Below are 19,231 nucleotides of genomic sequence, written 5' to 3'. Positions count from 1 at the left end.
CGTCGTCCTGGCGAAAGCCAGGACCCATTACCCCAGGGAGCAGTTTGGCGAAGACGGGTCGTCCGGTACGGATACCACCTGCAATCGATGGATTCCGCGGTATGGGTCCTGGCCTTCGCCAGGACGACACCGAGAGATCGGCGGGAGCGCTCTGCCCCTCACCTCGCCGAGCCCGCTAGATCCCCAGATATTTGTGCTGCAGATCCGGCTCGGCCATCAGTTCGTCCGACGTGCCGCTCCACACCGTCTTGCCGCGCTCGATGATAAAGTGGCGGTCGCAGATGCGGGCGAGGTGATCGACGTTCTTGTCGACGACCAGGATCGACTGGCCCCGGCTCTTGAGCAGCGACAGGCAGTTCCAGATTTCTTCGCGGATCAATGGCGCAAGGCCCTCGGTCGCTTCGTCCAGAATGAGGAGCTTCGGATTGGTCATCAGCGCGCGGCCGATCGCCAGCATCTGCTGCTCGCCGCCGGAGAGCTGGTTGCCCATGTTCGACGCGCGTTCGGCGAGGCGCGGGAACATCACGTAGATGGCCGCGAGCGTCCAGGGATTGCTGCTGCCGAAGCGGTCGGCCGCCGCCGCGACCAGGTTTTCGCGCACGGTGAGGTTCGGGAAGATCTGGCGTCCCTCGGGCACCAGGCCGACGCCGAGTTTTGCGATCCTGTAGGACGGCTGCGTTCGCACCTCGGAGCCCGCAAAACGGATGCTCCCGGCGCGCGCCGGTGTCAGGCCCATGATGGAGCGGATGGTCGTCGTCTTGCCCATACCGTTGCGGCCCATCAGCGAGACCATCTCGCCCGGCTTGATCGACAGCGACAGGCCGAACAACACCTGGGAGAGGCCGTAGCAGGTCTCGATGCCGTCAACGTCGAGCAGCGTGTCAGCCATGGTGCGTCACCACATGCTGGTCGCCGAGATAGGCGCGCTTGACGTCCTCGTTGGCGCGGATCGCGGCCGGATCGCCCGAGGCGATGACGCGGCCATAGACCAGCACCGAGATGCGGTCGGCCAGCGCGAACACCGCCGGCATGTCGTGCTCGACCAGCACGATCGAGACCTCCCTGCGCAGCTCCTGGAGCAACTTGACCATGCGCTGGGATTCGGTGACGCCGAGGCCGGCCATGGGCTCGTCGAGCAGGAGCAATTTCGGTTTGCTGGCGAGCGCGACCGCAAGCTCCAGCTCGCGGCGCTCGCCATGGCTGAGCCTGTTCACGACGACGTCGGCGCGATGCAACAGGCCGACGCGGTCGAGCGCGGCATGGGCGGCGTCGCGCAAGCCCTTTTCCTTGCGCGCGTTGGCGAAGAAGCGGAACGAGGTGCCGGCATGGGCCTGCGCCGCCAGCGCGACGTTGTCGGCGGCGGTGAAGTCGAGCAGCAGCGAGGTGATCTGGAACGACCGCGCCAGCCCCAGCGCGCAGCGGCGATAGGCCGGCAGGTAGGTGATGTCGCGCCCGCCGAGCGAGACGCTGCCGGAATGCGGTTCGAGATGCCCGGTGAGCTGGCTGATCAGCGTGGTCTTCCCGGCGCCGTTCGGGCCGATGATGGCGTGCAGCTCGCCGGCCGCGACGTCGAGCGAGACGTTGTCCGTCGCGATGATGCCGCCGAAGCGGCGCACCAGCTTCTCGACGCGGAGCAAGGGTTCAGCCACGGCCAGCCCTCCCGAGCATGCCCATGATGCCGCCGCGCCCGAACAGCACGATCAGCAGCAGTAGCGGCCCCATGATCAGCGCCCAATATTCGGTGATCTGCGACAGGAACTCCTCCAGCAGCAGGAACACCACCGCGCCCATCACCGGGCCGAACAGCGTACCCATGCCGCCGAGGATCACCATCACCATGAGGTCGCCGGAACGCGTCCAGTACATCACGGCCGGGCTGATGAAGTCGGTGTTGTTGGCGAGCAGCGCGCCGGCAAGTCCGCACATCATGCCGGAGATGACGAAGCAGACCAACTGATAGCGCTTGGCGGGAAAGCCGATCGCCTGCATGCGCTGCTCGTTGGAGCGCAGGCCCTGCACGACGAGACCGAAGCGCGAATTGACGATGCGCCAGATCAGGAACAGGACGCCGAGAAGACAGGCGAGGCAGAGATAATAGAACTGCACGCGATTGCCGAGATTGATCAGCCCGGAGAAGTCGCTGCGCTTGTAGACGGTGAGGCCGTCGTCGCCGCCGTAACGCGCCAGCCCCGAGGCGACGTAATAGGCCATCTGCGCAAAGGCCAGCGTGATCATGATGAAATAGACGCCGCGGGTGCGCAAAGAGAGCGCGCCGATCACCAGCGCGTAGATCGCAGAGGCCGCCAGCGCGACTGGAAACTGGATGAAGCCGGAACCTACGCCTTCCTGCGCGAGCATGCCGACGGCGTAGCCGCCGATGCCGAGATAGGCGGCGTGGCCAAAGCTCATCATGCCGCCAAAACCCATGATGAGGTTGAGGCTCGCGGCGGCCAGCGCCAGGATGACGATGCGGGTGAACAGCGTCAGGATGAAGACGTTGCCGGATGCTTGCGAATAGAGCGGCAGCAGCACGAGGCCCGCCAGCATCAGGGCCGTGACGGCCTTGCTCACCGTGAAAGCCTTCATCGACGGTTGGCCGGAAACAGCCCCTCCGGCCGCACCACCAGCACGATCGCCATCACAAGATAGATCAGCATGGACGACAGCGCGGGCGCGGCGGTGGAGGCAGCGGCGCCGCTGAGCACCTGCCGCAGCAGGTTCGGCAGGAAGGCGCGGCCGAGCGTGTCGATCATGCCGACGAAGATCGCGGCCAGGAACGCGCCGCGGATCGAGCCGATGCCGCCGATCACGATGATGACGAAGGCCAGGATCAGGATGTTCTCGCCCATGCCGATCTGCACGGTGAGGATCGGCGCCTGCATCAGGCCGGCAAGGCCGGCGAGCGCGGCACCGAGACCGAACACCAGCGTGTAGAGCAGCTTGATGTTGATGCCGAGCGCGCCGATCATCTCGCGGTTGGAGGCGCCGGCCCGGATCAGCATGCCGATGCGGGTGCGCATCACGCCGAGATAGAGCAGCAGCGCGACCAGCAGCGCCACCACGATGATGGCGAGGCGATAGGCGGGATAGTGAATGCCGGGCAGGATCGGCACCGGCACGGTGAGCCAGGCCGGCAGCGGCAGCGCCAGGCCTGCCGGGCCCCAGATCAGCCGCACGGCTTCATTGAAGAACAGGATCAGGCCGAAGGTCGCGAGCACGTGGTCGAGATGGTCGCGGCCGTAGAGATGCCGCAGCGCCGTCATCTCGAGCACGATGCCGAGCACGAGCGTTGCTCCGAGCGCCATCAGCGCACCGAGCAGGAAGCTGCCGGTCCAGGCCGCGAAGGTCGCGGCGAAATAGGCGCCCATCATGTAGAGCGAGCCGTGCGCGAGGTTGACGAGATCCATGATCCCGAACACCAGCGTCAGGCCGGCGGCGAGCAGGAACAGCAGCAGGCCGAACTGCAATCCGTTCAGAAACTGTTCGACGACGAGCAGCATCAAGACTCTTTCAGGCGCACGCAGCGTCGCGCCGATGTTCGAACACGGTCGCCATCAGTGAAAGAGCTCCCCCTGCCTCTTCAAGGCCGAAAAATGGGTAATGGCAGTATCGTTCAGAGGCAAGAGCGATTTGACACCAAACATGCACTTTGTTGCATCCCGGCGCACACGGCCGAAACCTGTCCTGCGATGCAAGAAGGCTGCCGCGCAGCATGGGGCAACCTGCCGCACCCAAACGATCACCCTCCCCCCGGGTAGGCCGGGGAGAGGGTGAGGACGTCGTCGGAATGAAAGAAGTGAAGAAGGTTGCGTCTAGTGCGACGTCATCTGCCGGGGAAGATCGCCCGGCTCGGCGAGCACGCTGTTTGCCGTCGAGGCCTCCAGTGCGGCCATCCGGAACAGATAGGCAAGCGTCGTCAGTCCGGAGTCGTCCGCCATCTGCGCCAGCTCGAGCGCCATGTCGGACATGTAGCCGAGATTCTCGTCGTTGATTTGCGCCATGATCTGGCTGTCCCGCATCATATTCGACATTTCAGGCGCTCTTTCGTTGCGCGGCAGCGAGGCCGCAAAGGTTGGCACGGGCGACGGCGTCCAGACGCGGGCCGTCCTGTTGCACGATGGAAGGCATGCCGATGCGATCATGCAGGACATCGAGCGTCTGGCGACGAATGTCGACGGTGGCCGCCATGGTCCAGGCGTTCTCGACCAGAGCCGGCAGGCCGAGCGGCGTCACGACGAAGCCGGCCTCGTGGAAGCGCGGCAACCACCAGGTTTCCATGATCGCGCTGACCTGCGCGATTCCCTGGTCGAGGCAGAACTCCTGCACCGCCGCCATCAGTTGCAGGTTGAGCGCGCCGTCGCGGCGATCGCGGACGACGAAGTAGCGCGACCATTCCCAGATCAGCGGATCCGAGGGGCAGCCGCGAACCGCCGCCAGATGCGGGAAGACCTCGCTCATCATCGAGGGCTTGGTCGTGGGGTAGAGCCGGTGGCCGCCGACGACGCGCCGTCCCTCCAGCGCAAGCAGATAGACGGTATCCTCGTCGTCATAGGAATCGACCTCGCGGCCATCCGGCCTGCGCAGCGTCTCCCAGTGCCGCTCCTCGACAAAGATGTCATGACGCAGCCGGAAATGCTGCTCGAGTACGTCCTCGTATAAGTGGCGATTGACCGCGGAAATTGCGTGAATCATGGAAACCCCCATTCAGCCTCAATGGGGGGCAGCCTCTGCGAAAAGAGGCAGGTTCGATATTGGGAAATTTCCCAGTACGTCGCTTAGGGATTGATGATCTTGTGGCGAATCGCCAGCGCAACCGCATGCGTACGGTTGACCGCACCGAGCTTGCGCGCAGCAGTTGCAAGATGCTCTTCGGCGGTGCGCTGCGTGATGTGCAGGATCTCGCCGATCTCCCAGGCCGACTTGCCCTGCGAAGCCCAGGAGATCACCTCGCGCTCGCGCGGGGTGAGACGCGTCGACGGATACGGCGTCGGCTCGAGCAGACGGCGAATGTGGTCGAAGCCATACATCGCCATTAGGTGCAGCGCCGGCTTGCTGCGGGGATTGAGGTCGAGATGGACGCCGCCGAGCGACACCGCGGCTTCATAGCCGGTGAGCCCGTGGATCGGCACGATGAAGCCGCGCGACATGCGAAAATCGCCGGCGCGGTTCATCACCTCGGCCGCGCTCGGCTCGAGCTCGGCATCATAGGGCGCCTCCGACCACTCGAACGGATTGACCGATTGCCGGCACAGCCGCACCACGGGATCGAAGCGGTCATAGTTGTTCTGAGTGTAGAGATTGAACCATCCCGCCGGCCAGCGCTTGGCGAGCACCATCTGCGCAAACCGCTGATCGGGATTCGGCAATCCCGTCACAATGATAGTTTCGAAGCCGAAACGGCCGAAGGCCGCTTCAAGCGCGTTCATGGCGTCCGGTACCTTGCGATAGACACCCAGGCCTTCGATGAAGTCGAGCGCTTCCCGGCCATAATCGACGGCGGACATCGGTGCGTTTCCTGACCCTCGTCGTCCGCTATAGCACGTATTTGGGGGCTGCCTCAATTCGCTGCTTCCGTAGTTCTCCGGTAACCGCCTGCTCCGAAGCTTTAATCTACTTGTGGAAGAAGGGACGTCAAGTTACACCTGTGACGTACAAAGCGGGAAAACCACGATGGACGACGAGAACATCGCCCTCAACAGCGTGCTCGGCCTGGAATTGAACCGCGTGTTTTTCGCCGTCCGTGAAACGGCAAACAAGCAGAGGATCATCGAGTTCGCGCGCGAGGTGCTACAGAGCGAGCGCGCCGAGTTCGCGAACAGCGTATCGCCCGAAGGGCCGGCGAGCTAGCAGACGACGCCGATGCAACAGATCGCGCGACGCCGCCGCCCTTCCATTTGAACGCGCAGATTTTAGTCGAAACACGCCAACCGCGAAATTACTCCGCCATCATCGTCAGCGAATGAGCGGCGCCCTTACCCTCCCCTGGAGGGCATGGGAATCGCTCGCTGCGCTGCCATGGCTCGCCATTTGCCGCTGGCTGACCTCGCTTCTCTCGTGAGATGATCGCCGCACGATCCTCTTTCGGAAGCCCGGGACATGATGACGCTGCGCCAGGTTGAAGTGATCCGTGCCGTGATGGTGACGGGCACCATTGGCGGTGCGGCGAAGCTGCTCAACGTCTCGGCGCCGGGGATCAGCCGCCTCGTCAAATACACCGAGCGCTCGCTCGGCATCCGCTTCTTCCAGCGCCAGAACGGCCGCTACTTCCCGACGCCGGAAGCCGAGAACATCTTCGAGCAGATCAACGGCGTCTACAAGAAGGTCGACGACCTCTCGGAGATCATCTCCAAGATCGGCCGCGGCGGCCTGTCGGAATTGCGCATCGGCTCGGTGCCGAGCATCTCGCAGGTGATGGTGCCGCGCGCGATCGAGCGCGTCCGGCGCCGCTATCCCGATCTCGGCATCGACATCAACATCCTCAAGCTCGAGGAGGCCATCGACTATCTCCTGCTCGGCCGCGGCGAGTGCGTGGCGATGAGCTACCGGCTCGAGCATTCCGGGCTCGACTTCCTGCCGCTCGCCTCGGGCGAGCTCTATTGCATCGTGCCGCCCGGCCACGAGCTGGCCGGCCGCAAGCAGGTGTCGGCGGCCGAGATCACCCGCTACCCGCTGATCGGCATCGATCCGAACGACCCCTACGGCCGGATCATGGCCGGGATCTTTTCGCGCAACCGGCTCGATTACAACATCACCATCCGCGCGCGCTTCGGCACCACGGTCTGCGCGCTGGTGAAAGCGGGGCTCGGCATCGCCGTCATCGACCAGTTCACGGTGGCCCATGGCGGCTATCCCGGCATCGAGCTGCTCAAGATCACCGAGCCGACGCGGTTCGACACCTATATCGCGGTGAAGCGCGGCGCACCGCTGTCGCTTCACGTCGAGTATTTCATCGAATCCCTGCGCGCCGAGATGCGCGCGGTCGAGCCGTCCCGCGGCAACGGCAGGGCTGCGCCTGCGCGCGGACGGAAGAAATAACATGATGTTAGGTTTGCGGGGCATAAGGGTAATTGTGTTAGGCGAGGGAAGGGCTATCGTCGCACGCGGAAGCCCCCTTGGAATTGCGCAGGTCTCCCCGCTAATGGCCGGGACCGAACGCTCCCAACGAGACGATAGCGAACCATGTCGAAGCGCGGATACGCCGCCAGCAAGAAACTCCTCACCGGCCTGATCGGCGCGCCGATCGCGCATTCCGCTTCCCCCGCCATGCATGAGCGCGCCGCCGAGGCGCTCGGCCTGCGCGGTCACTACCAGCTGATCGAGGTCGCAGGCGCCGACGCGGCCGGACTGAGGCTGATGCTCGAAGGCGTGCGGCGGCTCGGCTTTGCCGGCGTCAACGTGACCTATCCTTACAAGGAAGCGGTGGTCCCACTGCTCGACGCACTGGCGCCGGGCGCCGCCGCGATGGGCGCGGTCAACACCGTCGTTGTCAGGGACGGCCGCCTGACCGGCCACAACACCGACACCACCGGCTTTGCGCGCGCGGTGGCGCCGCTGCTGGCGCCGTCTGGAAATGCGGTTGCCGTGATCGGCACGGGCGGCGTCGGCAAGGCGATCGCCTTCGCACTGGCGAGCCTTGAGGTCGCCGACCTCCGCATCTTCGACTCCGAACCGGCGCGGGCCGAAAAACTTGCCGCACTGCTTGCCAAGCATGGCGGCGCCAGGGTCGCGAAAAGCGTCGAGGACGCGCTCGACGGCGCGACCGGCCTCGTCAACGGCACGCCGGTCGGCATGCTGCCGAACCGCGGCATGCCTGTTCCGGCTGCGCTGCTGCACGAGAAGCTCTGGGTGGCCGACGCCGTCTATTCGCCGCTGATCACGCCGCTGCTGGCCGCGGCGCAGGAGCGCGGCGCGAAGATCATGACCGGGCGGGAGCTTGCGATCTACCAGGCCGCCGACGCTTTCGAACTGTTCACCGGCCTTGCCCCATCGACCGAAGTCATGGGAGAGGCTTTTGACGAGGTGATGGCGGCACGAAGCTCAGCCTATCACGCAGCGTAACCGAAGCGGCCGGACACAAGGCCGCGGACAACAACATCAGAGGGAACGGGAGGAGAGACGATGAAATCGACTATTCTGGCAGGCGCCCTGCTTGCCTTCGCGACTGCAACCAGCGTCCACGCACAGGCGATCAAGCTCGCCGACGTCGCCGAGCTGTCGGGCGGCGGCGCCACCGTCGGCACCAACTGGAAGAACGGCATCGACCTCGCGATCGAGGAGATCAACGCCAAGGGCGGCGTGCTCGGCCGCAAGCTCGAGGTCACCCATGCCGACTCGCAATCCAATCCGGGCGTTGCCCGCGCGCAAGTGCAGAAGGCACTCGATGCCGAGCCCTATGTGCTGCTCGGACCCGGCTATTCCGGCTCGGTGAAGGTCACCGCACCGCTCGCGGCCGAAGCCGGCATCGCGCAGATCATGGGCGGCGAAGCCGCCGAGCTGACGCAAGCCGGCAACAAGTTCCTGTTCCGCACCTCGTTCGGCCAGCAATCCTCGATGCCGAAGGTCGCGAAATACATCCACGACGAGATGAAGGCGAAGTCGGTCGCGGTGGTCTGGGTCAACAACGACTTCGGCCGCGGCGGACGCGACGTCGTCGTGAAGGAGCTCGACCGGCTCGGCTCCAAGGTCGTCGCCGATCTCTCCACCGAAGCAGGCCAGGCCGACTTCGCCGCCGACGTCGGCAAGATCAAGTCTGCCAATCCCGACGCCGTATTCGTCTATCTCAACGAGGAAGAGAGCGCGCGCATCCTGAAAGAGCTGAAGCGCCAGGGCGTCACCGCGCCGCTGATGGGCGAGACCACGCTGATCGGCCAGAAGGTGATCGAGCTTGCCGGCGATGCCGCCAACGGCGCGCGCGGCCATGTCGGCCTCACCACGGACGCACCGGTCGACCTGATCAAGGCGTTCCGCGAGAAGTTTTCCAAGAAGTACAATTACGTGCCGGACCACAACGGCCTGAAGGGCTACCTCGCCGTCTACATGGTGAAGGCCACCACCGAAAAGATGGGCAAGGTCGATTCCAAGGCGTTCGCCGATACGCTGCACGGCCTGACCATCAAGGCCGCCGACGAGCCGGGCATCCTGATGGACGTCACCTTCAGCGAGACCGGCGACATCGACCGCCAGAGTTTTCTGGTCGAAGTGGTCGAAGGCAAGCAGGTGGTGAAGCAGGTGCTGCCGAAGGTGAAGTGAGGCTTCTTTGCCTCTCCCCGCACGCGGGGAGAGGCCGACGCGCGAAGCGCGGCGGGTGAGGGGGAGCTTCCGCGAGTCCAACTGTCACTGACTTCGCGGAGACTCCCCCTCACCCCGACCCTCTCCCCGCAAGCGGGGAGAGGGAGAGGAGAGAGGGGAAAATGTCCAATCTGTTCGATCTTCTGGTCGCAGGACTTGCCACCGGCGCCATCTATGCACTGGTCGCGGTCGGCTTCACGCTGCTGTGGCAGACCTCGCAGACCATCAATTTCGCGCAGGGCGAGTTCGTGATGCTGCCGGCGTTCCTGATGCTCGCGACGATGCATGTTGGCGCGCCGTTCTGGCTCGCGATCATCCTCGGCATCCTGCTCTCGATGATCCTGCTCGGCCTCGCCTTCAAGATGCTGCTGGTCGATCCGATGATGCGCCATGGCGTGCTGCCGCTGGCGATCGCGACCATGGCGCTGGCGATCGGCATCAAGGAATCGGTGAAGCAGTTCTTCAGCGCGGAGGCCTCGCCCTTCCCCTCGATCGTGCCGACCGGCGATATCTCCATCCTCGGCCACGCCGTCTCGCTGCAAAGCATCGGCGTCCTCGTCGTCGCCATTCTTGCAGTCTTCGGCCTGACCTCGCTCCTCAACCGCACCTCGCTCGGCCACCAGATGCAGGCGGCCGCCCAGAATCCGACGGTGGCGCGCATCATCGGCGTGCCCGTGGAGCGCATGATCCTGTTGACCTTCCTGATCAACGCCTTCCTGGTCGCGCTGGCCTCGCTGCTGATCACGCCGATTTACCTCGCGAAATTCTCGTCCGGCGAGGTGCTGGGCCAGGCCGCCTTCATCGCGGCGATCGTCGGCGGCTTCAACCAGGTGCGCGGCGCGATCGCGGGCGGCCTGTTGATCGGCGTGCTCGACAATCTCGCGGCAAGCTACGTCTCGACGCAATACCGCGCGGCCGTGCCGCTGATCTTCCTGATCGTCGTCATCCTGTTCCGGCCGCAAGGACTGCTCGGCCGCGCCGAGGAGCGCACGGTATGAGCAGCTTTGGCAAACCCCTGAAGATCGCGCTCGGCCTCATCGTCATCGCCGGCCTGATCATCGTCCCCATGAACTTCAACCGCTACGGCCTGTTCATCCTGAGCCAGTGGGCGGTGATGACCATCGCCGCGATGGGCCTCAACCTCACGCTCGGCTATGCCGGCCAGGTCTCGCTTGCCCAAGGCGCCTTCGTCGGCATCGGCGCCTATGCGGCGGCGATCATGACCACCCATGGCTGGCCGCTGCCGGTCGCGATCCTGGTTGCGATCGTCTTGAGCTTCGGCGTCGGCTGGGTGCTCGGCTATCCCGCGCTGCGCGTGCAGCACCACTACCTCGCTTTCGTCACGCTCGCCTTCTCGACATTGGCCTTCCTCGTGTTCCGCAACGAGAGCTGGCTGACGGGCGGCATCTACGGCATCTCCAACATTCCGCGCCCGCATTTCTTCGGAATCGCGACCAACAAGCCCCTGCCCTTCTACTATGTCTGCCTCGGCTCGCTCGCGATCGTCTCGCTCGCGGTGTGGTGGCTGATCCGCTCGCCCTGGGGCCGCGCCTTCATGGCGCTGCGCGAAAACCCGCTGCGCGCGCAATCGCTCGGCATCGACACAAGGCGCTACACGCTGATGGCGTTTGCGATCGGCTCGGCGCTTGGCGGCGTTGCCGGCGCGCTCTACGCGCCGCTGACGCAATATATCGATCCGGTGCCGTTCAACCTGTCGCTCTCGCTCGATCTACTGATGATGGTGATCGTCGGCGGCGCCGGCTTCTATTTCGGTCCCTTCCTGGGCGCGATGATCGCGGTGCTGCTGCCGGAATGGCTGCGCTTCACGGAAGGGTATTACCTGATGCTCTATGCGATCGCGGTGATGCTGCTGCTGATCTGGTCGCCGACCGGCATTTTGGGAATCCTCGACCGCTATCTCGCCGAGCGCCGCACCAAGGCGGCCTCTGCGCTGCGCGCCGTGGCAAAATCCCGGCTGGAGACGGTGCAATGAGTGCGGTCCTCGAAGTCACCAACATCAAGAAGAATTTTGGCGGCATCAGCGCCGTCGCCGACGTCAGCTTCGACGTGCGCGAGGGCGAGATCCTCGGTCTGATCGGACCGAACGGCTGCGGCAAGTCCACGCTATTCAACTGCATTCTCGGCCAGCTCACGCCATCCGGTGGCGAAGTGAAGCTCGACGGCAAGGTGGTCACGGGGCTGCGCCCCTCCGAGCTCAACAAGCTCGGTGTCAGCCGCACCTTCCAGCTGTTGCAGGTATTTCCAAAACTGTCGGTGCGCGAGAATTTGATCCTCGCGGGACAGGAGCACCAGGGCAACATGGCCTCGCGCCTGGTCGGCCGCTCCGATGCCGGGCTGACGGAGGCCGCCAACCAGATGATCGGCTTCTTCAAGCTCGATCACCTCGCGGCTGAACCTGCCGGCGGCCTCTCCTACGGCCAGCAGAAGCTGCTCGATGCCGCCATGGCTTTCATGGGCGGACCGCGCCTCGTGCTGCTCGACGAGCCCGCCGGCGGCGTCAACCCGTCGATGCTGGCGGACCTGAAGGACCGGCTGGTCGCGATCAACCGCCAGAAGAACGCGACCTTCGTCGTGATCGAGCACAACATGGAGTTCGTGATGTCGCTGTGCTCGCGCGTGATGGTGATGGCGGAAGGCAAGGTGCTGGCGATGGGACGGCCGGACGAGGTCCGCAAGAACCCGGCCGTGATCGAAGCTTATCTGGGACATTGAGGGCACGAGCCATGAGCGACCCGATCCTCTCGGTTCACAATCTCGTCGGCGGCTACGGCAAGATGACGATCCTGAACGGCACGACGTTTTCCGTTCCGCAGGCCACCATCACCACCATCATCGGCCCCAACGGCGCCGGTAAGTCGACCGTGTTCAAGGCGATCTTCGGCCTGCTCAAGCTGCGCGAGGGCAAGGTCAGTTTTGCCGGTCGCGACGTCACGAACTTAAGCCAGCGCGCGCTGCTCAATGCCGGTGTCTGCTACGTTCCGCAGGGCCGCAACATCTTCCCCGAGCTGTCGGTGCGCCACAATGTCGAGCTCGGCGGCGTCGCCGCCGGAAAGGGTCTCGACCTGCCCAAGCGGATCGAGGCGGCACTTGACCTGTTTCCGGCGCTCCGTCGCAAGTCGGCACAGCAGGCATCGACGCTCTCGGGCGGCGAGCAGAAGCAGCTCGAGATCGCCCGCTCGCTGCTACTCGAGCCGAAGCTCGTGCTGATCGACGAGCCCTCGATCGGCCTGTCGCCGCTGATGGTGCAGCAGACCTTCGACATCCTCAAGAGCCTGCGCGACCGCGGCGTCACTATCCTGATGATCGAGCAGAACGCGCGCTCGGCGCTGGAGATCTCCGATATCGGCATCGTGCTCGAGCTCGGCCAGACCCGCATGGTCGACGGCGCGAAGCGCATCCTGAACGATCCCCGCATCGGCCAGCTCTTCCTAGGGGGAGCCATGGAGGAGACAGCAGCATGAACAAGCGCTCGATCGCGACCGTCTCTCTCTCAGGGGCGCTGGATGAAAAGCTGCGCGCCATCGCAGCCGCCGGCTTCGACGAGGTCGAGATCTTCGAGAACGACCTGCTGTCGTTCGGCGCAGGCCCGCGCGACATCGCAAAGCTCTGCCGCGATCTCAACCTCAAGATCTGCGCGTTCCAGCCGTTCCGCGATTTCGAGGGCATGCCGGAGCCGCAGCGCGCGCGCAACTTTGCCCGCGCCGAGCGCAAGTTCGACTTGATGCAGGAGCTCGGCACCGACCTGCTGCTGATCTGCTCCAACGTCTCCCCCAGCTCGCTCGGCGGCATCGACCGCGCCGCGGACGATTTTCGCGAGCTCGGCGATCGCGCGGCCAAGCGGGGCTTGCGCGTCGGCTACGAGGCGTTGGCCTGGGGACGGCACGTCAACGACTACCGCGATGCCTGGGAGATCGTGCGGCGCGCCGATCATCCCGCGATCGGCGTCATCCTCGACAGTTTTCATGCACTCGCCCCGGGCTTTCCGGTCCGCGCGATGGCCTCGATCCCCGGCGACAAGATCTTTCTGGTGCAGCTCGCCGACGCACCAAAGCTCGAGCTCGACATCTTGTCCTGGAGCCGGCACTTCCGCTCGTTCCCCGGCCAGGGCGATCTGCCGGTCGGCGAATTCATGGCGGCGGTCGCGGCGACCGGCTATGCCGGACCGCTGTCGCTGGAGATTTTCAACGACCAGTTCCGCGCCGGCTCGGCGGCCCAGACCGCCATCGACGGCCTGCGCTCGCTGATTCTGCTGGAGGACCAGCTTGCACCGGATTGGCCGAAGCTCGTCAGCGAACCACTGGCGCCGAAGGCCAAAAGTCACGGCACCGGCTTCATCGAGTTTGCCGTCAACGAGACCAAGGCCGGCGAACTCGCCCGCCTGTTGTCGCAGCTCGGATTCCGCAAGACCGGCGAGCATCGCAGCAAGGCGGTGGAGCGCTGGTCGCAGGGCAAGGTCGAGCTCGTCATCAATTGCGAGACCGACGGCTTCGCGCATTCGCACTACGTCACGCACGGCCCCGGCGTCTGCGCCATCGCGCTCGACGTCGACAATGCCGGCCTTGCCATGCAGCGCGCCGAAGCATTGAAGACGCGCACCTTCTACCAGCCGGTCGGGCCGGGCGAGCTGGAGATTCCGGCGATCCACGGCGTCGGCGGCAGCCTGCTTTATTTCCTTGATCAGGCCGGCAAGAACTGGGACACCGATTTCGAACCGGTTGCGAGCGAGGCGAGCGCGGACGCGCTGCTCGCCGTCGACCATATCGCGCAGTCGATGCCCTATGACGAGATGCTGTCCTGGCTGCTGTTCTACACCGGCATCCTCGACCTCAAGCGCCTGCCGCAGATGGAGATCGCCGATCCCAGGGGCCTCGTGCAGAGCCAGGCCGTCATCAACGGCGACCAGAGCCTGCGTTTCGTGCTCAACGGCTCCTCCGCCAACCGCACCCTGCCGGCCCGCTTCATCTCGGAGTTCTTCGGCTCAGGCGTGCAGCACGTCGCGTTTGCATGCCGGGACATCTTTGCAGCGGTCGCAGCGATGCGCGCCCGCGGCGCGGGCTTTCTGGATATTCCCGACAACTACTACGACGACATCGAAGCCAAATACGACCTCGCGCCCGACCTGATGGCGCAGCTACGCGCCAACCACATCCTCTATGACCGCGAGGGCGACGGCGAGTTCTTCCAGGTCTACACCCACATCTTCGACGAGCGCTTCTTCTTTGAGATCGTCGAACGAAGGAATTATCAGGGCTTCGGCGCGGCCAATGCCGGGATCAGGCTCGCGGCGCAATCACGCGAAGTGCGGCCCGCGAGCATGCCGCGGGTGTAGCTCTTCACCTCTCCCCGCTCGCGGGGAGAGGCCGGAATTCGCGCGTAGCGCGGATTCCGGGTGAGGGGGAGTCTCCGCGAGAGACATGACAATCGGGAGCACCACTCTCTCAATACGTCGTTGCCAGCGCAGCGAAGCAATCCAGAATCCCTCCGCGGAAAGGCTCTGGCTGCGCTCGCAATGACGATGTGGGGAATTTCGAGGAATTCGACTCGCTCCGTCCTCGCGGAGACAGCCCCTCACTCCGCCCCTCTCCCCGTAAGAACGGGGAGAGGGAGAGGAGAGAGCTCGCCCAACCAGCTCACTTCATCGCGCACTTCTGATGGAAGCGATCCTGGTCGTTCTCGACGATGGTGGCGACCGTCTTCAGCGCGAGCTGGCCATCGGCGTCCTTGACCACGTCCTGGAGATAGAAGCTCTGCACCGGGATGTGGTTGTTGCCGTACTTGAACGCACCGCGCAGCGACTTGAAGTTGGCCTTCTCCATCTCGGCCTTCATCGCGTCCTTCTTGCTGGTGTCGCCCTTCACCGCGACGACGGCGCTGTTGATGAGCTGGGCGGCGTCGTAGGTCTGGGCGCCGTAATAGGTCGGACGCAGATTGGGGTACTTCTTGCGGTAGTCGGCAACGAAGCGCTTGTTCTGCTCGTTGGGCAGGTCGTTCACCCACTGCTGCGCGCCGGGAACCCCTAACGCGTTCTCCTTCTGGAGCGGCAACGACAGCTCGTCGACGGTGAAGGCGGTGTAGAGCGGCATCGTGCTCTTCAGGCCGGCCTGGGTATATTGATTGAGGAACTGCACGCCGGCGGCACCGGGGTAGAACACGAAGATCGACTCGGCGCCGGAAGCGCGGGCCTTGGAGAGCTCGGCGGAGAAGTCGAGCTGGCTCGGCCAGACCGTGTATTCTTCGCCCTTGATCTCACCCTTGAAGGTGTTCTTGAGGCCCGCGAGCATGTCCTTGCCGGCCGCGTAGTTCGGCCCGATCAGGAAGACGCTCTTGACGCCCTTCTGGTTCATGTAGAGGCCCATGGCCTGCGGCGTCTGGTCGTTCTGCCAGGAGGTCGAGAACACGTAAGGTGAGCAGAGCTCGCCGGCGAGCTGCGACGGGCCGGCATTGGCCGAGATCAGGAAGGTCTGCGAGTCCACCGCGGTCTTCAAGGAAGCCAGCAGCACGTTCGACCAGATATAGCCGACGATGAAATCGACCTTGTCGGACTGCACCAGCTTCTCGGTCTTCTGCTTGCCGACATCGGGCTTCTGGCCGTCGTCCTCGTAGATCACCTCGACCGGCTTGCCGTCCATCTTGCGGCCAAGATGATCCAGCGCCAGCTCGAACGAGTTGCGCATGTCATTGCCGATCACGGCGGTCGGGCCGCTGAAGGTCGAGACGAAACCGATCTTGATGGTGTCGCCGGCGAATGCCGGATTTGCCAGCACCAGCGCCGCTGCGCCCGCCAGCCAGAATGCCGTCCTCATAACCACTCCCCTCCTTATTATTGATCCGGGAAACGGGGTGATCGCCGCCCCGGGCCTGTCTCTATTGAACGCAAAATCTGTCGAGCCGCCAATGGCTCAGCACCCGTCCCTGCACCATATTTCGCCCCCATCGGCGATGGCAAGAAATATAATTCTACTCACTTCGGTGGAGGCTGCGGCGCTTTTTCGCGGCACGACGATACGCCCAGCCTATTCCGCGATTGATGACGGCTATTGGACCGCGGGTCACTTTCCGCACTTAAATGAAACAGAGAAGCAGCAAGAGTCGAGGGCGCATCATGACCACCACACCCCATCGTGTCGTCATCGTCGGCGCCGGCTTCGGCGGGCTGGAGGCGACCTACCGGCTGGCGGGCACCCCGGTCGACATCACGCTGATCGACCGCCGCAACCATCATCTGTTCCAGCCGCTGCTCTACCAGGTCGCGACCGCATCGCTTGCGACCAGCGAGATCGCCTGGCCGGTCCGCCATCTCATGCGCGACCGGCGCGAGGTGACGACGCTGTTCGCGACGGTCAGCGGCGTCGATGCGACGAGGCGCTGCGTGCTGATCGACGACGGCAGCGAGGTGCCCTACGACACGCTGGTGCTCGCGACCGGCGCGCGTCACGCCTATTTCGGCCATGACGAATGGGAGCAGTTCGCGCCCGGCCTGAAGACGCTGGAGGACGCGACCACGCTGCGCCGTCACATCCTGGTGGCGTTCGAGCGCGCCGAGCGCGAGACCGATCCGGCCAAGCGCGCGGCGCGGCTGACCTTCGTCATCGTCGGCGCCGGCCCCACCGGCGTCGAGCTCGCCGGCACCATCGCCGAAATGGCGCATCACACCCTGCCGGAAGATTTCCGCAACATCGATACGACCAAGGCGCGCGTGGTGCTGATCGAGGCGGGGCCGCGCGTGCTCGCAGGCTTCGCCGACGAGCTCTCGGCCTATGCACAGGCGTCGCTGGAGAAGATCGGCGTCGAGGTCGTGCTCGGCCAGCCCGTCACCGAGATCGACCGCGACGGCGTGGTCTATGGCGGCACGCGCCTGGACGCGAAGACCAAGATCTGGGCCGCGGGCGTGCGCGCCTCGCCCGCCGCCGAATGGCTGGGCGTGCCGGCCGATCGCGCCGGCCGTGTGCAGGTCGAGGCCGACCTGACGATCCCCGGCCATCCCGAGATCTTTGCCATCGGCGACACCGTGACGATCAGTGCCTGGGAGGGCAAGCCGGTGCCCGGAATCGCGCCCGCCGCCAAACAGCAGGGGCGGCACGTCGCCGAGACCGTCAAGGCGCGCCTGCGCGGAGAGACGAAGGGAGCGTTCCGCTACAAGCACTCTGGCAGCCTTGCGCAGATCGGCAAGCGCCTCGCGGTGATCGATTTCGGCCGCATCAAGCTGCGCGGCACCATCGCGTGGTGGATCTGGGGCATCGCCCACATCTACTTCCTGATCGGCCTCCGCCACCGCCTCAGCGTCGCCCTGAGCTGGCTCTGGATCTACGCGCGAGATCAGCGCGCTGCGAGGCTGATTACGCAGGGGAGTAGTAAGGTGGTGGGGTGACGGCTTCTCCCTCTCCCCGCATGCGGGGAGAGGGTCGGGGGTGAGGGGGAGTCTCCGCGGGGACAGTAGGAGTCGAATCCTTCGATGCTCCCCCACCGTCATTGCGAGCGCCGCGAAGCAATCCAGGGTCTTCCCGCGGAGGAATTCTGGGTTGCTTCGCTGCGCTCGCAATGACGCGTTGAAAGATCGTCGTTCCCGCGGACATGTGACTCGCGGAAGCACCCCCTCACCCGGATTGCATCTTCGATGCAATCCGCCTCTCCCCGCAAGCGGGGAGAGGCAAAGAGCAATTACTTCACCAACTCGCAACCGCCCTCCGCAAGCGGGCGAAACGCCTGCTCCGCCGGAATCGTCGAGACCAGCTTGTAATAGTCGTAAGGGTATTTTGACTCCTCCGGCCTCTTCACCTCGAACAGATACATGGGATGCACGACGCGGCCGTCCTGACGGATGGCGGTGTCGCCGAACAGTTTGTCCTTGCCCCTGAACTTCTTCATCTCGGGCACGGCGTCCTTGGAGTTGTCGCTGCCGGTCGCCGCGACCGCGTTGAGATAAGCGAGCGTGGAGGCATAGACGCCGGCCTGGTTTCCGCTCGGCATCTTGCCGTTCATCCCCGGTCGCGCACCGAAGCGCTTGGCAAACGCGCGGGTGTCGTCGTTCATGTCCCAGTAGAAGGCTTCCATGAGCTGGAGGCCCTGCGCGACCTTGATGCCCATGCCGTGGACATCGTTGATGAAGAGCAGGAAGGCGACGAGCTTCTGCCCGCTTTGCTGGATGCCGAACTCGGCGGCCTGTTTCACCGCATTGATGGTGTCGCCGCCGGCATTGGCGAGGCCGATCACCTGCGCCTTCGAGTTCTGCGCCTGCAACAGGAAGGAGGCAAAGTCCGACGTGCCGAGCGGGTGCTTGGAGGAACCGATCACCTTGCCGCCATGCGCCTCGATATATCTCTGCGCTTCGGCCTCGATGCCCTTGCCGAGCGCGAAATCGACCGTGAGGAAGTACCAGTCCTTGCCGCCGCGCGACACCATCGCGGCCGCCGTGGTGTTGCCGGTCGCCCAGGTGTCGTTGACCCACTGGATGGTGTTGGGCGAGCAGGCCTTGCCGGTGAGATCCGAGCTCGCCGTGGACGACGCCAGGAAAGTCATGCGGCTGTCGCGCAGCAGCGTGTTGATGGAGAGGCCGACCGCAGAATTCGGCACGTCGACGATGGCATCGACGCCCTCGACATCGAGCCATTTGCGCGCAATCGCATTGCCGACATCGGCCTTGTTCTGGTGGTCGGCATAGACGATCTCGACCTTGATGTTCTTACCCCCGCCGTTGAAATCCTCGGCCGCCATGCGCGCGGATTCGACCGAGCCCATGCCGTTGGTGTCCTGGAAGATGCCGGAGATGTCGTTGAGCACGCCGATGCGCACGACGTTGTCGGAGATTTCGCCGCTTGCTGCGCCGGTCACGAGGCTTGCGGCCAGCGCGAGCGTCCATTTCAGGTGTTTCATCGTTCCCTCCCCTTATGTGTGTCGCGCCGGTCGTCGCCGGCACGTTTGGAAT

At 64.7% G+C, this 19,231-nt stretch carries 19 protein-coding genes; 10 read left to right on the top strand and 9 right to left on the bottom strand.

The window, feature by feature from the left end; translation table 11 throughout:
* Positions 1–175: 175 nt before the first annotated feature.
* The 7 genes from BJA_RS05400 to BJA_RS05370 form a co-directional block, all read right to left on the bottom strand.
* Positions 176–889, bottom strand: a complete 714-nt coding sequence (locus BJA_RS05400) for an ABC transporter ATP-binding protein (RefSeq protein WP_011083887.1) — start codon at positions 887–889, stop codon at positions 176–178.
* The gene (locus BJA_RS05395) at positions 882–1,649 is read right to left on the bottom strand and encodes an ABC transporter ATP-binding protein (RefSeq protein WP_011083886.1); all 768 of its coding nucleotides are present in this window, start codon (positions 1,647–1,649) and stop codon (positions 882–884) included. The genes BJA_RS05400 and BJA_RS05395 overlap by 8 nt, the downstream gene beginning before the upstream one ends.
* Positions 1,642–2,586, bottom strand: a complete 945-nt coding sequence (locus tag BJA_RS05390; RefSeq protein ID WP_011083885.1) for a branched-chain amino acid ABC transporter permease — start codon at positions 2,584–2,586, stop codon at positions 1,642–1,644. Before BJA_RS05390 ends, BJA_RS05395 begins: the two co-directional genes overlap by 8 nt.
* On the bottom strand, positions 2,583–3,500 hold the full coding sequence (locus BJA_RS05385; RefSeq protein WP_011083884.1) for a branched-chain amino acid ABC transporter permease: 918 nt from the start codon (positions 3,498–3,500) through the stop codon (positions 2,583–2,585). The genes BJA_RS05390 and BJA_RS05385 overlap by 4 nt, the downstream gene beginning before the upstream one ends.
* A gap of 312 nt (positions 3,501–3,812) precedes the next feature.
* Positions 3,813–4,031 (bottom strand): hypothetical protein, encoded by a 219-nt coding sequence (locus BJA_RS05380; RefSeq protein WP_028172716.1) that lies wholly within the window; start codon positions 4,029–4,031, stop codon positions 3,813–3,815.
* A 1-nt stretch (position 4,032) separates the two neighbouring features.
* The gene (locus tag BJA_RS05375) at positions 4,033–4,692 is read right to left on the bottom strand and encodes an acyl-homoserine-lactone synthase (protein WP_028172715.1); all 660 of its coding nucleotides are present in this window, start codon (positions 4,690–4,692) and stop codon (positions 4,033–4,035) included.
* Between the two features lie 83 nt (positions 4,693–4,775).
* Entirely contained in the window at positions 4,776–5,504 is a 729-nt protein-coding gene (locus BJA_RS05370; protein ID WP_011083882.1) for a helix-turn-helix transcriptional regulator, read from the bottom strand.
* A gap of 166 nt (positions 5,505–5,670) precedes the next feature.
* Between BJA_RS05370 and BJA_RS42175 the strand changes: the two genes are divergently transcribed.
* The 9 genes from BJA_RS42175 (at position 5,671) to BJA_RS05330 (ending at position 14,638) form a co-directional block, all read left to right on the top strand.
* On the top strand, positions 5,671–5,847 hold the full coding sequence (locus BJA_RS42175) for a hypothetical protein (protein ID WP_165448134.1): 177 nt from the start codon (positions 5,671–5,673) through the stop codon (positions 5,845–5,847).
* 249 nt (positions 5,848–6,096) lie between these two features.
* On the top strand, positions 6,097–7,035 hold the full coding sequence (locus BJA_RS05365) for a LysR family transcriptional regulator (protein WP_011083880.1): 939 nt from the start codon (positions 6,097–6,099) through the stop codon (positions 7,033–7,035).
* Between the two features lie 144 nt (positions 7,036–7,179).
* On the top strand, positions 7,180–8,058 hold the full coding sequence (locus tag BJA_RS05360; RefSeq protein ID WP_011083879.1) for a shikimate dehydrogenase: 879 nt from the start codon (positions 7,180–7,182) through the stop codon (positions 8,056–8,058).
* A 60-nt stretch (positions 8,059–8,118) separates the two neighbouring features.
* On the top strand, positions 8,119–9,249 hold the full coding sequence (locus BJA_RS05355; RefSeq protein WP_011083878.1) for an ABC transporter substrate-binding protein: 1,131 nt from the start codon (positions 8,119–8,121) through the stop codon (positions 9,247–9,249).
* Between the two features lie 161 nt (positions 9,250–9,410).
* Entirely contained in the window at positions 9,411–10,286 is an 876-nt protein-coding gene (locus BJA_RS05350; protein WP_011083877.1) for a branched-chain amino acid ABC transporter permease, read from the top strand.
* The gene (locus BJA_RS05345; RefSeq protein WP_011083876.1) at positions 10,283–11,281 is read left to right on the top strand and encodes a branched-chain amino acid ABC transporter permease; all 999 of its coding nucleotides are present in this window, start codon (positions 10,283–10,285) and stop codon (positions 11,279–11,281) included. The genes BJA_RS05350 and BJA_RS05345 overlap by 4 nt, the downstream gene beginning before the upstream one ends.
* Complete coding sequence (locus BJA_RS05340; protein ID WP_011083875.1) at positions 11,278–12,021, top strand: ABC transporter ATP-binding protein; 744 nt, start codon at positions 11,278–11,280, stop codon at positions 12,019–12,021. The genes BJA_RS05345 and BJA_RS05340 overlap by 4 nt, the downstream gene beginning before the upstream one ends.
* 11 nt (positions 12,022–12,032) lie before the next feature.
* On the top strand, positions 12,033–12,770 hold the full coding sequence (locus BJA_RS05335; RefSeq protein WP_011083874.1) for an ABC transporter ATP-binding protein: 738 nt from the start codon (positions 12,033–12,035) through the stop codon (positions 12,768–12,770).
* On the top strand, positions 12,767–14,638 hold the full coding sequence (locus tag BJA_RS05330) for a bifunctional sugar phosphate isomerase/epimerase/4-hydroxyphenylpyruvate dioxygenase family protein (protein ID WP_011083873.1): 1,872 nt from the start codon (positions 12,767–12,769) through the stop codon (positions 14,636–14,638). Before BJA_RS05335 ends, BJA_RS05330 begins: the two co-directional genes overlap by 4 nt.
* A gap of 301 nt (positions 14,639–14,939) precedes the next feature.
* Here BJA_RS05330 and BJA_RS05325 read toward each other — a convergent pair whose 3' ends face one another.
* Entirely contained in the window at positions 14,940–16,112 is a 1,173-nt protein-coding gene (locus BJA_RS05325; protein ID WP_028172709.1) for an ABC transporter substrate-binding protein, read from the bottom strand.
* A gap of 299 nt (positions 16,113–16,411) precedes the next feature.
* Here BJA_RS05325 and BJA_RS05320 point away from each other — a divergent pair, with 299 nt between their 5' ends.
* The gene (locus BJA_RS05320) at positions 16,412–17,677 is read left to right on the top strand and encodes an NAD(P)/FAD-dependent oxidoreductase (protein WP_038965243.1); all 1,266 of its coding nucleotides are present in this window, start codon (positions 16,412–16,414) and stop codon (positions 17,675–17,677) included.
* A 290-nt stretch (positions 17,678–17,967) separates the two neighbouring features.
* On the opposite strand, the gene BJA_RS05315 is transcribed toward BJA_RS05320, so the two are convergent.
* Complete coding sequence (locus BJA_RS05315) at positions 17,968–19,179, bottom strand: ABC transporter substrate-binding protein (RefSeq protein ID WP_011083870.1); 1,212 nt, start codon at positions 19,177–19,179, stop codon at positions 17,968–17,970.
* Positions 19,180–19,231 lie beyond the last annotated feature (52 nt).

The organism is Bradyrhizobium diazoefficiens USDA 110 (genome assembly GCF_000011365.1).
Classification (GTDB): domain Bacteria; phylum Pseudomonadota; class Alphaproteobacteria; order Rhizobiales; family Xanthobacteraceae; genus Bradyrhizobium; species Bradyrhizobium diazoefficiens.
The sequence above is the reverse complement of the archived record's forward strand: the minus strand, read 5'-3'. Positions and strand labels throughout refer to the sequence as shown.

What these genes read in the sequence shown, in the direction of transcription:
- BJA_RS05400 (WP_011083887.1), bottom strand. Translation starts at nt 889, where the DNA reads ATGGCTGACACGCTGCTCGACGTTGACGGCATCGAGACCTGCTACGGC.
- BJA_RS05390 (WP_011083885.1), bottom strand. Translation starts at nt 2,586, where the DNA reads ATGAAGGCTTTCACGGTGAGCAAGGCCGTCACGGCCCTGATGCTGGCG.
- BJA_RS05385 (WP_011083884.1), bottom strand. Translation starts at nt 3,500, where the DNA reads ATGCTGCTCGTCGTCGAACAGTTTCTGAACGGATTGCAGTTCGGCCTG.
- BJA_RS05380 (WP_028172716.1), bottom strand. Translation starts at nt 4,031, where the DNA reads ATGTCGAATATGATGCGGGACAGCCAGATCATGGCGCAAATCAACGAC.
- BJA_RS05375 (WP_028172715.1), bottom strand. Translation starts at nt 4,692, where the DNA reads ATGATTCACGCAATTTCCGCGGTCAATCGCCACTTATACGAGGACGTA.
- BJA_RS05370 (WP_011083882.1), bottom strand. Translation starts at nt 5,504, where the DNA reads ATGTCCGCCGTCGATTATGGCCGGGAAGCGCTCGACTTCATCGAAGGC.
- BJA_RS42175 (WP_165448134.1), top strand. Translation starts at nt 5,671, where the DNA reads ATGGACGACGAGAACATCGCCCTCAACAGCGTGCTCGGCCTGGAATTG.
- BJA_RS05365 (WP_011083880.1), top strand. Translation starts at nt 6,097, where the DNA reads ATGATGACGCTGCGCCAGGTTGAAGTGATCCGTGCCGTGATGGTGACG.
- BJA_RS05360 (WP_011083879.1), top strand. Translation starts at nt 7,180, where the DNA reads ATGTCGAAGCGCGGATACGCCGCCAGCAAGAAACTCCTCACCGGCCTG.
- BJA_RS05355 (WP_011083878.1), top strand. Translation starts at nt 8,119, where the DNA reads ATGAAATCGACTATTCTGGCAGGCGCCCTGCTTGCCTTCGCGACTGCA.
- BJA_RS05350 (WP_011083877.1), top strand. Translation starts at nt 9,411, where the DNA reads ATGTCCAATCTGTTCGATCTTCTGGTCGCAGGACTTGCCACCGGCGCC.
- BJA_RS05345 (WP_011083876.1), top strand. Translation starts at nt 10,283, where the DNA reads ATGAGCAGCTTTGGCAAACCCCTGAAGATCGCGCTCGGCCTCATCGTC.
- BJA_RS05340 (WP_011083875.1), top strand. Translation starts at nt 11,278, where the DNA reads ATGAGTGCGGTCCTCGAAGTCACCAACATCAAGAAGAATTTTGGCGGC.
- BJA_RS05335 (WP_011083874.1), top strand. Translation starts at nt 12,033, where the DNA reads ATGAGCGACCCGATCCTCTCGGTTCACAATCTCGTCGGCGGCTACGGC.
- BJA_RS05330 (WP_011083873.1), top strand. Translation starts at nt 12,767, where the DNA reads ATGAACAAGCGCTCGATCGCGACCGTCTCTCTCTCAGGGGCGCTGGAT.
- BJA_RS05325 (WP_028172709.1), bottom strand. Translation starts at nt 16,112, where the DNA reads ATGAGGACGGCATTCTGGCTGGCGGGCGCAGCGGCGCTGGTGCTGGCA.
- BJA_RS05320 (WP_038965243.1), top strand. Translation starts at nt 16,412, where the DNA reads ATGACCACCACACCCCATCGTGTCGTCATCGTCGGCGCCGGCTTCGGC.
- BJA_RS05315 (WP_011083870.1), bottom strand. Translation starts at nt 19,179, where the DNA reads ATGAAACACCTGAAATGGACGCTCGCGCTGGCCGCAAGCCTCGTGACC.